This is a genomic window from Tepidibacter sp., from assembly GCF_025210165.1.
Lineage (GTDB): Bacteria > Bacillota > Clostridia > Peptostreptococcales > Peptostreptococcaceae > Tepidibacter_A.
In genome coordinates this window covers 1-13,550 of record NZ_JAOASI010000051.1, presented here as the reverse complement: position 1 = coordinate 13,550, position 13,550 = coordinate 1, and the positions used below count along the sequence as shown (strand labels likewise).

The following is a 13,550-nucleotide window of genomic DNA, read 5'->3' as shown; positions in this document are numbered from 1 at the left end:
TAGGTTGATATGGAAAAAAGGAAGATTAGCAAAAATAAGCTTAACTTTTTAGAAGAAGAACTGGAATTTATGAAAAAAGAAAATTTGATAACCCAAGAACAAAAAATAGACATTATAGATAATTATGATATTGTGAGATTAAATTTTGTTAGAATAATATTCACTATAGGAGCAATATTAGTCGGACTTGGAATAATCAGCTTTATAGCCAGTAATTGGAATTCTATAAGTAAAATGACTAAGGTGTTTATAATTATAGGATCTTATATAGGGTTTAATATATTAAGTTATAAACTAGAAGATAAATATCCAAAAACTAGTAAGAGCTTTTTATATATTGGAATATTAATATATGGTGCAGGTATATTTTTAATAGGTCAGATATTTAATTACGGAGGAGATTTTCCAAAAGCATTTTTATTTTGGGGTGTAGGTATAATACCTGTAGGGTTATTATTTAAAGATAAGCTTGCATTTATATTCTCACATATATTTTTACTCATATATTTATCTAAATCATATAATCTAGATTATTTATCTTACTGTATAATTCTAATAATACCTATTTTATACTATATAAACAAGCACTTAGGAAATAGTAAGGTAGGAACATTTTTTAATAATTTACTATCATTAAGTACTGTATTATACTTTTTAAACAACTATAATATAGACGTATTTTATACAACAGTTATATTCTTAATAATAGGATTATTTATGTATTATATAAAAATAGACGTTAATAAGGAGATATTTAAGATACAAGGATTAATAGTATTTGGAATATCAGGGTTGGTTCTTACAAGTCCTTATATATGGGAAGAAAGTTTTAATTTTATAAAAAGTGGAGTTACTATAAGTTTAATATTCTCACTTTTATATGTACTATATCTTTTTTATGAGACTAATAAAGGAAATTTAATATCTCTTATATTTATATGTATAACTATACTTAGATATTATTTTGATACATTTTATGACTTTATGCCAAAGTCGATGTTCTTTATAACATCAGGAGCGATACTTTTATTATTTGGGCATTACTTTGAAAGAGTGAGAAATAAAAGAGGGGGTGAATTCATTGAAAAATAATAAATATATAATATCGATGATTTTGCCTATAATCATATTAATAGGCATGACTATAACTCCTCTTATGACTTATTATAAAGGAGAAGAAATAATAATTAATACAAAACCATATGATCCAAGAGACTTCTTTAGAGGAGATTATGTATATCTAAATTACGATATAAATGATATAAGCTTAGATCAAATACCAGATACTTTAATAGATAAGGATGTTTATCATCAAGAAAAGCTTGAAGATAAGAAATTATATGTTGTTTTAAAAAGAGAAGATGATATATACAAAGTTGATTATCTAACTGATAAAAAGCCAAAGAATAAAATTTATTTAAAAGCTAAGTATGATCATACTATAGGGAATTGGGATGAGGATAAAGAAAAAAATAATATTACAGGTATTAGAGTTTCGTATAACTTAGATAGGTACTTTGTTGAGGAAAATACAGGATATGGTTTTGAAAACAAAGCTAGAGTAGGAAAGCTAAAGGCTAAAGTTAAGGTCTATAGGGGTTATAGTTTATTAGTAGAGGTATTTTAATCAAAAGTAAATAATATTAATGGAATTTAAATAATTAAGAAAAACTATAAATACGGGAAGGAATGAAAAATATGGATTCAAAAGAATTAAAAATAATGAAGAAATTAGAGATACTAGCTATAATATATGCTGTTGCAACCATTTGGATGGGAGATTATATAGTATCTATACTTACAAATAGGAGCTATGATTTTATAGAACAATTTAGTCCAAGAATGATACAAACTGTGTTAATATATGTACCTTTTGGAGCATTATTAATATGCAGAAAAATCATAACAAAAACAAACTATCCTAAAAATATTTTTAATGGATTAATGAGTGCTTATGTAGGAGGAGGTATTGCTTCAATTCTTCTATGGGGATATTACTTTTATGACGGTTATACTTATATTGTCTACGAAAAATCTGGTGGTGCAAATATAGGGTTGGGAATAATTTTAATAGCTTCTCCTATTCTTATTAGTTCATTAATGTGTGGATGCTACTTTATTGGATTGAAATATATACACAAAGATGAAAACTAATTTTGAAGGTTACATCTTTGTAGCTTTTTAGATAACGGAGGAGATATATAATGAATTTTATTAATGAGGAAATTAAAATACCAAAACTAGTAGGGATTATACATGTTTTGTTTTTATTAAGTATTGTAGCTCACTTAGGGGAGCTTACTTATATAAGTGGAATGTTTACAGCTCCTCTTATGGCTATGTTATCTTGGATTATAGGAGGAGTTTCAGTTATAGTATGTTTATTAAAAAAATCTTTTGTAATTGCGTTAACTGATGCTTCATTAGTTTTAATTTTGTTTTTATATTTTGGAACATTAGGGCCTTAAAAAATACTAAAAATAGCTTATATATTTATATAAATATATAAGCTATTTTTATAGTATAATCTATTTTAGAGGTGATTATAAATGAATAGTGTAGTTATAGTTGCTGCTGGAACAGGCAAGCGAATGAAATCCAATATAAACAAGCAGTACATAAAACTAAAAGATAAAGAAGTAGTGGCTCATACTATTGAGGTTTTTGATAAAAATGATAATATAGATGAAATAGTTGTTGTTGTAAGAGAAGATGAAGAAGAGTTCTTCGTGAAACATGTACTTGATAAATATAATTTTGATAAAAATATAAAAATAGCTTATGGAGGAAATGAAAGACAGGATTCTGTGTATAATGGTCTTAAAAAAGTAAATAAAGAATGTAACATAGTTTTAATACATGATGGAGCAAGACCTTTTGTAAGTAATGATATTATTAAAAATTCTATTGAAGAAGCAATAAAGCATAAAGCTGTTGTAGTAGGAGTACCTGTCAAGGATACTATAAAGGTATTAGATGATAATAATATAATAACTAATACACCTAATAGAAAATATGTATGGGCAGTCCAAACTCCTCAAGGCTTTGATTATAATATTTTACTTAAGTCTTACCAAAATGCTTTTGAAAAAGATTTTTATGGGACAGATGATGCCATGCTAGTTGAAAACATGGGGTATAATGTAAAGATGATAATGGGATCGTATGAAAATATAAAGATGACAACAAGAGAAGACTTGAATTTTGGAGAGCAAATACTTAAAAATAGAGAGTAGGGTGATTTTATGATAAGAGTTGGAATAGGATATGATGTTCATAAATTAGTGGAAAATAGAGATCTTATTATAGGAGGTGTTAAAATTGACAATGATAAGGGACTTTTAGGTCACTCTGATGCAGATGTACTTACACATGCTATAATGGACAGTATACTTGGGGCTATGGCTCTTAAGGATATAGGTAAGCATTTTCCAGACAGTGATCCTAAGTATAAAGGAGCAGATAGTATTAGATTATTAGAATATGTAGGAGAACTTGTGAACAATAATGGATATAAGGTTAATAATATAGACAGTACAATAATAGCTCAAGCTCCAAAGATGGCTCCTCATATAGATATTATGAGAGAAAAAATATCAAGAGCATTAAATATAGATATAGAAGCAGTGAATGTTAAAGCTACAACTGAGGAAGGACTTGGATTTACAGGAACAAAAGAAGGTATATCTTCTCAAGCAATATGTTCATTAATATTGGTTGACAAAAAATAAATTATAATATAGAATTAATAATTAAAATTATAATAATTTACAAACATAGAAAGAGAATAGTAGATAAATCTATCTTCACAGAGAAAAAACCATTGGTGAGAGGTTTTTAAGAGAAATTTATTGAACCAGTTCTGGAGTTTAAGAACGTTAAAAAGTTCTTACGGTAGGACCGTTATATCCTATTAAGGGAGCAATTTATTGCTAACTAGAGTGGTACCGCGGAATATAAGTCTTTCGTCTCTAATATTAGAGATGAAAGGCTTTTTTAGTTATAAAGCAAATTTGAAGGAGGAATAAAAGTGAGTAAAAAAAATAAGCAATTTGTTGAAGAAATAACTCCAATGGAAGTTGAATTTCCACAATGGTATACAGATGTAATATTAAAGACAGACCTTGTTGATTATTCTCCTGTGAAAGGATTTATGGTAATAAAACCATATGGATTCGGAATATGGGAAAACATTCAAGCTTTTGCAGATAGAAGATTTAAAGAAACTGGACATAAAAACTGCTACTTCCCACTACTTATACCAGAAAGTTTATTAACAAAAGAAGCAGAGCATGTTGAAGGGTTTGCTCCAGAAGTTGCATGGGTAACTCATGGAGGACATAATGAACTTGCTGAAAGACTTTGTGTTAGACCTACATCAGAAACTATAATATGCTCTATGTATTCTAAGTGGTTAAAATCTTACAGGGATTTACCATATCTTTACAATCAATGGTGTTCTGTTGTAAGATGGGAAAAGACAACTAGACCTTTTTTAAGAACTTCAGAGTTCTTATGGCAAGAAGGGCATACATTACATGAAACTTATGAAGAAGCAAAAGCTGAAACTCTTCAAATGCTTGACATATACAAAGAAGTAGCAGAGGACTTACTTGCTATGCCTGTTGTATGTGGACAAAAGAGTGAAAATGAAAAATTTGCAGGAGCTGATAGTACTTATACAATAGAGGCTTTAATGCATGATGGTAAAGCATTACAATCAGGAACAAGCCATTTCTTAGGTCAGCACTTTACTAAGGCTTTTGAAATACAATACTCTGATAGAGATGGAAATCTTGCTAATCCATATCATACTTCGTGGGGAATATCAACAAGACTTATAGGTGGCCTTATAATGGTTCATGGAGATAATAGAGGTTTAGTACTTCCTCCAAGAGTAGCACCTACACAAGTTGCGATAGTTCCAATAGCAGCACATAAAGGAAATGTTATGGAAGTTGTAGATTCAATATATGCAGGCCTTAAAGAATCTGTAAGAGTTGAAGTTGATGATAGACCTAATTATTCTCCAGGTTGGAAATTTAATGAGTGGGAAATGAAGGGTGTTCCTGTAAGATTAGAAATAGGACCTAAAGATATAGAAAAGAATCAAGTTACTATATTTAGAAGAGATACTCTTGAGAAAACTCAAATACCAATGGAAAATTTAAAAGAAAGTATAGAAAATCTATTAGATGATATTCATGATGGATTATATAACAAAGCATTAAAGCTTAGAGAAGAAAAAACTTATGTAGCTAAAAATATGGATGAATTTAAGAAAACAATAGAAGAAACGCCAGGATTTATAAAAGCTATGTGGTGTGGGGATACAGAGTGTGAACTTAAAGTTAAAGAAGAAACAGGAGCTACTATAAGATGTATGCCTTTTGAACAAGAAAATCTAGCAGATACTTGTGTCTGCTGTGGTAAAAAAGCAGAAAAAATGGCTTACTTTGCAAAAGCTTACTAAATAAAATATAAAAAGTCTTCCTTTGAAAATTTTTAATGTAGACTTTTTGAAACTCATATCGAAAATTATACTTATACACAATTTGAAGATGATTATAATTTCCTATTCGTTATAAAAAATACTTAAAGATATTTTATCCGAAAGCTAAGAGTTTTAGACTCCATCCTCTTCAGGTTGGAGATGAGAACTCTACAGCTTCTGGATAAGTTCAACTAACCTTCAGATGGAGTTACAAACTCCACCTGAAGATAAGTTTCACTTGATCAAAATTGAGTAATTTCAATGTCTTGATAAAATACCTTTTATAGTCACCGCGTTAGCAAGTAGACGAACTTTTTAGTGAATATCCATTAGATTCTAACCAATCAATTGCATTTTCAAATGCATCTATTCCACCAAAAAATGAATGATTTAAATATATTCGCTTGCATACTTCATGTATTTGAGAGTTAACTAAACAATCATTAGAAATAATTGCACAATCAGAAAATCCATTATCTATAGAAAATTCGAAAAATTCTATTAGACCATTATATATAGAAGAAACTTCATATTCGCTTAGGTTGCATAATTTAGCCCAAGGTTTATCATTACCGAGTTCATTAAAAACTATATTTTTGTAATCATTTAAGAATCTATTAAGATCTTCATTTGTCCAAACTCCTACATTTTTTTCATATATTACTCTATTCTTTTTATCAATCAATATAGTATACATCCCCTTTGAATCTACTATCTTCATATCTAAATCTCCTTTTTACTTTATGAAAGCATAATATTTTCTTTTCTATATAATATTGGTTAAATAACTATATTCGCAACTAAAATTTTTACAGGAAGACTTTTCATATCAATGCTGTCAACTTATATTACATATATTACACTGTATGCTATAAAAATCCTTTATTAAGAATTAAATATACAAATTGAATATGATTTTTCAAAATACTATATTAAAGTATGGAAATTTTGATAGTATTATAAAAGAGAAACTTAAATCAGATGGAATCTTAGCATTTTTAAATTTTGGATAAACTAAAGGGGGATACTATTATGAAATTAAGCTCTATATATTTAAAGACATATAAAGACTGCTTTATTGAATTTAACAATGAAAGCTCTAAATTACTACATAGGTCAGGTATTGTTAAATACATGGATAGTGGGAGTTATTGCTATACGGGTTTAGGAAATCTGTTCTTAGATAAAATAACAAAATATATATTACATAACTTCAAAGATAATATACTGATAAAACCAAATACAGATAAGGAAGAAATATTAAACTCATATATGAAAGACCTAAGATCATATAAGAATATACCTCTTGATTTGGCCTACCTAACTCTTAATAACAATGAAAAATCTAAACTTAAAGATGGATTATTAAATCCTAAAAAAGAAAATGTGATAAAGTTTATAAGTATAATAGGGGAAAATGATATAGATACAACTATTAATAGTATAATAAATATCATACATGAATTAACAGAACAATTAAACATAAAATACACTAAATTAAATAATGAGAAAAATAAATACAGATATTTCTACAATACAACTTATCCACTAAGAGAAGTATTTTTATGTGAAAAATGTGGATATGGAGACTTAAAAGAAGAAATAAAATCAAGATCAGAAAAGGACTTATCCACACAAGATTTTAAAGAAAAGAGTTTTATACACACTCCAAGTATTAAAACTATAGATGAATTAGAATTATCTTTAGATATTTCATCCAAAAAACTTATAAAGACAATAATTTTTAATATAAACGAAAGTATAGTAGCAGTTTTATTAAGAGGAGATAGGACTGTAAATAACTTGTTAATTGCAAAACATTTTAATGTCAAAGAAAAAGATATAAAGATGGCAAATAAAGAAGAAGTAAAAGCTGCAACTGGTGCTGAAGTTGGCTTTGCTGGTCCTATAGGAATAAAAGATGATACATTACTTTGTGATGAAGAAGTTATTTATATAAAAAATGCAGTTATAGGAGCTAATAAAACAGATTATCACATTCAGAATGTAAATTATAAAAGAGATTTTGATGTAGATTTTATAGGTGATTTCAAATTAGCAAGTATAAAAGATAGTTGTTTTAGATGTAGTGAAGAAATAAAGGCATTTAGTGGGATAAATTTTGTGGATATAGATACAATAAAAACAGAGTTAAAATATTTAAATTCAAATTCTAAAGAAGAAAATTTATATATGATTGAAACTAAATTATACCTAGACAGATTATTTTCTATTACTGTTGAGGAAAATAAGGATGAAATAGGTATAGTATGGCCAGATAATATAAGTTATTTTGACTATCATATTATAATAGGAAATATCAAAAAAGAAAAAGAATATGATGCTGGATTGTCTATATATGAAAGCTTGATAAAAAAAGGATATAGTGTATTACTGGATGATAGAAAAGAAAGAATTGGATTTAAATTCAAGGATTGTGAATTAATAGGTATACCAAAAACTATAGTAGTAGGCAAGGATATTGAAAATAATAGAGTTGAAATAAGAAATAGGGCAACTAAAGAATCTGAAAATATAGACATAACTCAGCTTATATAATATAATCATATAGAAAATTTACATTAGGAGGGTTTTTAATGAGTGTAAAAGTTAGATTTGCGCCAAGTCCAACGGGGTTTGTTCATATTGGTAGCTTAAGAACGGCTTTATATAATTACTTATTTGCAAAGAAAATGGGTGGAACATACCTTTTAAGAGTAGAAGATACAGATCAAAGTAGATTAGTTGAAGGTGCTATAGAGGGAATGCTAAAAGCTATGGACTGGGCTGGAGTTAATCATACAGAGGGTGTAGTTCTTGATGAAAATGGAAATATAAGTGAAGTAGGAGAAAATGGTCCATACATTCAATCTAAGAGACTTAGTATATACAAAGAATACATAAAGCAGCTTTTAGATAATGGACATGCATATCACTGCTTTTGTTCAAAAGAAAGAATTGATAAGGTTAGAGAAATACAAAAGTCTGAAGGAAAAATTCCTAAATACGATGGTATTTGTAGAGGATTATCAAAAGAAGAAGTAGAGGCAAAAATTGAAGCTGGAGAAAAATATGTTATAAGACTTAAGCTTCCAGCTAATAAAGAAATAAAGTTTAATGATATAGTAAGAGGACCTGTATCTATAAATACAGATGATTTAGATGACCAAGTATTGATGAAATCAGATGGATTCCCTACATATCATTTTGCTGTTATAGTAGATGATCACTTAATGGGAATAACTCACGTTATAAGAGGAGAAGAGTGGTTACCATCAACTCCGAAGCATGTATATATGTATGAAGCATTTGGATGGAAAGCTCCAACATTTGTTCATCTTCCAAATATATTAAATGCAGAAAGAAAGAAATTGAGTAAGAGACATGGTGATGTTGCAGTTGAAGATTTTAGAAAAAAAGGATATTTACCAGAAGGTCTTGTAAACTATGTATCATTAGTTGGATGGTCTCCTGAAGATAACAATGAAATATTTAATATGCAAGAGCTTGAAGAAGCATTCTCTTTAGAAAGAGTTTCAAAGAGTGGTGGAGTATTTGACACTGATAAGTTAAACTGGGTAAATGCACACTACATAAAGGCAGCAGACGATGCAGTTATAGCTGATCTTGCTATACCTTTCCTAATAGAAGCTGGATTTATAACAGAAGAAGAAGCTGAGGAAAAATACGATTGGATAAAGTCAATGGTAGGAGTAGTAAAAGAAAGCTTATCTTATGTAAAAGAAATTACAACTAAGGTTGATATATTCTTTAAGGATGAATTAGAGCTTGAAGATGATGAATGTAGAGAGTTCTTAAAGCTAGAGCATATACCTGCCTTAATAGATGCATTACAAGCAAAAGTAACAGATGCTGATGAAATAAACGAAGAATTTATAAAAGCTATGTTCAAGCAAATTCAAAAAGAACATGGAATTAAAGGTAAAAATTTATTCATGGGAACTAGAATAATATTAACAGGACAAATGCATGGACCTGAAATGCCTTTAGTATTAACTTTACTTGGGAAAGAAAAAATACTTAATAGAATAAATCATGTGAAAAATAATATAATATAAAAATAAAAATCCTATGCTATCTTTAAGATAGCATAGGATTTTTATTTTTAACTTAGAAAAATTTCAAAAATGATGAAGGAATTTTTTGTAAAAAATATAATATTATAAATAGTGAATATTGTGAATAAGTTTGTGCATAATTTGTTAATATACTGTGTATAATGTTAATAGCTGTGAATAACTATCGTTTTTTATTGTAATAGAAAAGCATAATATTTTATTTTGTGGATAACTTATTAAGAAAGTTAAACTTACAACTATTTTTAAGCAACGGAGTCTGTAAGGATTGTTGGCAATATGAGTCACCGCTGAGCGAGTAGACGAATTTTTTTATAGGGGGTATTGTGATGAGTAAAGAAATTGATGTAATTAAAATGGAATTGAAATCTCTTTGTCAAGAATTTACAGACATGTTAAATAAAATGAAAGATCAAAATATAATATCTGAAGAAGAATACAATGAATATTCATCTAAAAAAATAGAGTTTTTAGAAAACTAGCATAAAAAGCCCTGAATTTATAATTCAGGGCTTTTTATAATGAGTAGGAAATTATAGTACTATTTAAATTTTGGATAAGTATAATATCTACTATAAGAAGATTTTTAAAAGGAATAGAAATACATTAAAAAGGCATCCAACTGTAGGGAATAATGTTATAATATCAGCAGGAGCAAAAATATTAAGACCTATACAATGATTGGATTTTAAAGATTTGAGCAAATACAGTAGTACTAAAAGAGGTTACTAAGGACTATACAGTTGCGGGAATACCAAGTAAAATAGTAAAAAAGAAATGGGATTAGAGTAGATAAAAAATTATAAAGAGGTGGTAAAATGAAATTATATAACACTTTAACTAGAAAAAAAGAAGAATTTATTCCCCTAGAAGAAGGAAAAGTAAAGATGTATTCATGTGGACCTACAGTATACAACTACTTTCATATAGGAAATGCAAGACCTTTTATAATATTTGACACTTTAAGAAGATATCTTGAATATAGAGGATATGATGTAACTTATGTACAAAACTTTACAGATGTCGATGATAAGATAATAAACAAAGCCAATGAAGAGGGAATAACTTCACTTGAGGTAGCAGACAAATATATAAAAGAATATTTTATAGATGCAGATGGACTTGGAATAAAGAGAGCTTCTGTTCATCCAAGAGTTACTGATAATATAGAACAAATAATAGAGTTTGTTAAAGAATTAGAGGATAAGGGATATGCATATGCTGTAAATGGAGATGTATATTTCGATACTAAAAAGTTCGAGGGATATGGAAAATTATCAAAGCAAAATATAGAAGATCTAGAAGCTGGGGCTAGGATAGAAGTTAATGATAATAAGAAAAGCCCAATGGACTTTGTTCTTTGGAAGAGTAAAAAAGAAGGAGAGCCTGGATGGAGTAGTCCTTGGGGAGAAGGAAGACCTGGTTGGCATATAGAGTGTTCTGTAATGTCTAGAAGATATTTAGGGGATACTATAGATATTCATTCAGGAGGTCAAGATTTGACTTTCCCTCATCATGAAAATGAAATAGCTCAAACGGAAGCTAGAACTGGTAAGAAGTTTGCTAATTACTGGATTCACAATGGATATATAAATATAAATAATGAGAAAATGTCTAAGTCTAAAGGTAATTTCTTTACAGTTAGGGATATATCTGAAAAATATGATTTAGATATAGTAAGATTCTTCTTACTAAGTGCACATTACAAGAATCCAGTGAATTTTAGCGATGATATGTTAAAGCAAGCAGGTTCTGGACTTGAAAGATTATATAATACTAAGAATAATTTAGAGTTTTTAAAAGAAAAGTTAGAGGGAAGTATGAGTGATGAAGAAAGAACCCTTGTTAAGGAATTAGATACTTTTAGAAATAGATTTATAGAAAGTATGGATGATGATATAAATACAGCAGATGCTATAAGTGTAATATTTGAACTTGCAAGATTTATAAATACTAACGTAGATGATAAGGCTTCTTTAGAGTTTGCTAATGAATGTTATAATTTATTTAAAGAACTTACAGATGTTTTGAATATAGCTAATAAATCAACTGATGATAGTATAGATGAAGAAATAGAAAACCTTATAGCTCAAAGAACGCAAGCTAAGAAAAATAAGGAATATCAATTAGCTGATGATATAAGACAAAAGCTACTTGATATGGGAATATTAATAGAAGATACAAGACAAGGCGTAAAATGGAGAAGAGTTTAATATGGAAAAAATACAAGCTAGAAACATGTCACCTATAGTACTTGCTTATATGGGTGATACGGTATATGAATCTTTTGTAAGAGAATATTTAATAAATAAAAATAATATATGCAAAGTAAATGATCTTCACAAGAGGGCAGTCAAGTTCGTAAAAGCAAGTGCTCAAGCTAAAGCAGTACTTTCTCTACAAGAAGAGCTAAGTGATGATGAGGGTTATATAGTAAAAAGAGGTAGAAATCAAAAATCAAACAGTGTACCAAAGAATGCAGATGCAACAGATTATAGATATGCTACTGGATTTGAGGCTCTGGTTGGGTATTTACATTTGATTAAAGAGAAGGATAGAGTTAACTATATAATGAGTAAGGCTGTAGAAATTATAGAGAGTGAAATCTAATATTTAAAAATAACCTAAGATTAATAATTAAATTTGTGTAGCTACCTAAATTTCTTATAAATGAGATTTAGGTAGCTATTTTTATGATTTTGTGTGGGTTATCAAAACTATATATGAAAATACCGCGAATGCAACGATATTTTGAATACAACTAAGCTTTTACCTTATTAACAATCCTAAAATTTATGAACTCCCTACGGTCAGACACATAAATTTCTTAACGGATTATTAAACGCCAAAAACTAAGTTATATTAGTCAAAATATCTATAAGCATTCACTAACATTTTCATATATAGTTTTTTAGAATGAATACTTACTATTATAAAATCAACCTTACCTCATTAAAAAATAATCTTTGTTAAATTCATTAAAATTGTTTTTTTTAGTAATAATATACGTTTAGATATATTTGAAATATAAGAACTATACTTACAAAATAAAGGGTATTAAAATGTTTAATCTGTACCCTTTACTTTGGATTAAGAACATATTGGATTTTATAGAAAAGAGATATTTACATTTGTATTAAATAAATTATTGAATTTTAATTTCCTATGTCAATCTGTATAATGATATAATATTAAGATGACATTAAAAATTTTGAGGGGGGACTTTTGTGAAGGTAAAATTAATAGAATATACGCCAAATCCAGAAAAGGTAGTGTCAATGGCTGCTAAGCTTTGTTATTCGTCTGTTGGAGTTGACGATATAGAAAAGGATTTAACTGATGAGAAGGTGGACAAGTTTTTAAATATGCTTATAAATATAGGGCATGAATCTCCTATTGAGCATGTTAATTTTACTTTTGCTGTTGAGGGGATATCTAGAAGTTGCTCGCATCAAATTGTAAGACATCGTATAGCTTCTTTTTCTCAACAAAGTCAAAGATATGTAACGCTAGGAAGCTTTGAGTATATAATACCACCAGAAATTGAAAGTGTACCTAAGGCTAAAGAAATATTTATAGAGGCTATGGAAAAAGACCAAAAGGTATATGATGAACTTGTTGATATATTATTTGATAAACATTTTAATAATTTTATTGAAGGTGGAAAAACTGAAAAAGAGGCTAAACTATTAGCTCAAAAAAAATCTATCGAGGATGCAAGATATGTATTCCCTAATGCATGTGAGACAAAGATGGTATTTACTATGAATGCTAGAAGTTTATTTAATTTCTTTAAACATAGATGTTGTGAAAGAGCTCAATGGGAGTGCGACACGTTCGCCTATAACGTAGCCTAAGCTACGGAAATTGCGGTATATCATTATGATATATAACTGTAACTCTGAAATATGGAATGAGGAAATCATGGTTTTCTAAAACATATTCCCTAATCCTCCTAT

At 28.3% G+C, this 13,550-nt stretch carries 13 protein-coding genes, 1 pseudogene and 1 other annotated feature; of the genes and pseudogenes, 13 read left to right on the top strand and 1 reads right to left on the bottom strand.

Going from position 1 to position 13,550, the window contains the following annotated elements:
• Window positions 1-9: 9 nt before the first annotated feature.
• From N4A48_RS09195 to proS, 7 genes are all read left to right on the top strand, one after another.
• Window positions 10-1,092 carry a DUF2157 domain-containing protein gene (locus N4A48_RS09195; RefSeq protein WP_293665608.1) on the top strand — a complete coding sequence of 361 codons (1,083 nt, stop codon included), beginning with the start codon at window positions 10-12 and terminating at the stop codon, window positions 1,090-1,092.
• Complete coding sequence (locus N4A48_RS09190) at window positions 1,082-1,627, top strand: GDYXXLXY domain-containing protein (protein WP_293665607.1); 546 nt, start codon at window positions 1,082-1,084, stop codon at window positions 1,625-1,627. The genes N4A48_RS09195 and N4A48_RS09190 overlap by 11 nt, the downstream gene beginning before the upstream one ends.
• Window positions 1,628-1,689: 62 nt before the next feature.
• Window positions 1,690-2,154 carry a hypothetical protein gene (locus N4A48_RS09185; RefSeq protein WP_293665606.1) on the top strand — a complete coding sequence of 155 codons (465 nt, stop codon included), beginning with the start codon at window positions 1,690-1,692 and terminating at the stop codon, window positions 2,152-2,154.
• A 50-nt stretch (window positions 2,155-2,204) separates the two neighbouring features.
• Complete coding sequence (locus tag N4A48_RS09180) at window positions 2,205-2,468, top strand: hypothetical protein (RefSeq protein ID WP_293665605.1); 264 nt, start codon at window positions 2,205-2,207, stop codon at window positions 2,466-2,468.
• A gap of 81 nt (window positions 2,469-2,549) precedes the next feature.
• Window positions 2,550-3,236 (top strand): 2-C-methyl-D-erythritol 4-phosphate cytidylyltransferase, encoded by a 687-nt coding sequence (gene ispD, locus N4A48_RS09175; protein WP_293665604.1) that lies wholly within the window; start codon window positions 2,550-2,552, stop codon window positions 3,234-3,236.
• Between the two features lie 12 nt (window positions 3,237-3,248).
• Window positions 3,249-3,731: a 2-C-methyl-D-erythritol 2,4-cyclodiphosphate synthase gene (ispF, locus tag N4A48_RS09170; protein WP_293665625.1), complete on the top strand. Its 483-nt coding sequence runs from the start codon at window positions 3,249-3,251 to the stop codon at window positions 3,729-3,731.
• Between the two features lie 37 nt (window positions 3,732-3,768).
• Window positions 3,769-3,976: a binding site (T-box leader), on the top strand.
• Window positions 3,977-4,030: 54 nt separating this feature from the next.
• Window positions 4,031-5,473, top strand: coding sequence for a proline--tRNA ligase (gene proS / locus N4A48_RS09165; protein ID WP_293665603.1), 1,443 nt, complete (start codon window positions 4,031-4,033; stop codon window positions 5,471-5,473).
• 316 nt (window positions 5,474-5,789) lie between these two features.
• Here the strand turns inward: proS and N4A48_RS09160 are convergent, their stop codons facing one another.
• A complete protein-coding gene (locus N4A48_RS09160) occupies window positions 5,790-6,215 on the bottom strand; it encodes a hypothetical protein (protein ID WP_293665602.1) in 426 nt (141 codons plus the stop codon).
• A gap of 311 nt (window positions 6,216-6,526) precedes the next feature.
• Between N4A48_RS09160 and N4A48_RS09155 the strand changes: the two genes are divergently transcribed.
• The 6 genes and pseudogenes from N4A48_RS09155 to thyX form a co-directional block, all read left to right on the top strand.
• Window positions 6,527-8,053, top strand: a complete 1,527-nt coding sequence (locus N4A48_RS09155) for a YbaK/EbsC family protein (RefSeq protein ID WP_293665601.1) — start codon at window positions 6,527-6,529, stop codon at window positions 8,051-8,053.
• A 38-nt stretch (window positions 8,054-8,091) separates the two neighbouring features.
• Window positions 8,092-9,573 carry a glutamate--tRNA ligase gene (gene gltX / locus N4A48_RS09150; protein ID WP_293665599.1) on the top strand — a complete coding sequence of 494 codons (1,482 nt, stop codon included), beginning with the start codon at window positions 8,092-8,094 and terminating at the stop codon, window positions 9,571-9,573.
• Window positions 9,574-9,920: 347 nt separating this feature from the next.
• Entirely contained in the window at window positions 9,921-10,073 is a 153-nt protein-coding gene (locus N4A48_RS09145) for a hypothetical protein (RefSeq protein WP_293665598.1), read from the top strand.
• 336 nt (window positions 10,074-10,409) lie between these two features.
• Window positions 10,410-11,804 (top strand): cysteine--tRNA ligase, encoded by a 1,395-nt coding sequence (gene cysS, locus N4A48_RS09140; protein ID WP_293665597.1) that lies wholly within the window; start codon window positions 10,410-10,412, stop codon window positions 11,802-11,804.
• Window position 11,805: 1 nt separating this feature from the next.
• Window positions 11,806-12,201, top strand: a complete 396-nt coding sequence (locus tag N4A48_RS09135; RefSeq protein ID WP_293665596.1) for a Mini-ribonuclease 3 — start codon at window positions 11,806-11,808, stop codon at window positions 12,199-12,201.
• Window positions 12,202-12,818: 617 nt separating this feature from the next.
• Window positions 12,819-13,433 (top strand): annotated as a pseudogene (gene thyX, locus N4A48_RS09130) (FAD-dependent thymidylate synthase); the annotation flags it as partial.
• Between the last annotated feature and the right edge of the window lie 117 nt (window positions 13,434-13,550).

What these genes read in the sequence shown, in the direction of transcription:
- N4A48_RS09145 (WP_293665598.1), top strand. Translation starts at nt 9,921, where the DNA reads ATGAGTAAAGAAATTGATGTAATTAAAATGGAATTGAAATCTCTTTGT.
- N4A48_RS09155 (WP_293665601.1), top strand. Translation starts at nt 6,527, where the DNA reads ATGAAATTAAGCTCTATATATTTAAAGACATATAAAGACTGCTTTATT.
- N4A48_RS09195 (WP_293665608.1), top strand. Translation starts at nt 10, where the DNA reads ATGGAAAAAAGGAAGATTAGCAAAAATAAGCTTAACTTTTTAGAAGAA.
- N4A48_RS09135 (WP_293665596.1), top strand. Translation starts at nt 11,806, where the DNA reads ATGGAAAAAATACAAGCTAGAAACATGTCACCTATAGTACTTGCTTAT.
- N4A48_RS09185 (WP_293665606.1), top strand. Translation starts at nt 1,690, where the DNA reads ATGAAAAATATGGATTCAAAAGAATTAAAAATAATGAAGAAATTAGAG.
- gltX (WP_293665599.1), top strand. Translation starts at nt 8,092, where the DNA reads ATGAGTGTAAAAGTTAGATTTGCGCCAAGTCCAACGGGGTTTGTTCAT.
- ispD (WP_293665604.1), top strand. Translation starts at nt 2,550, where the DNA reads ATGAATAGTGTAGTTATAGTTGCTGCTGGAACAGGCAAGCGAATGAAA.
- cysS (WP_293665597.1), top strand. Translation starts at nt 10,410, where the DNA reads ATGAAATTATATAACACTTTAACTAGAAAAAAAGAAGAATTTATTCCC.
- N4A48_RS09180 (WP_293665605.1), top strand. Translation starts at nt 2,205, where the DNA reads ATGAATTTTATTAATGAGGAAATTAAAATACCAAAACTAGTAGGGATT.
- N4A48_RS09160 (WP_293665602.1), bottom strand. Translation starts at nt 6,215, where the DNA reads ATGAAGATAGTAGATTCAAAGGGGATGTATACTATATTGATTGATAAA.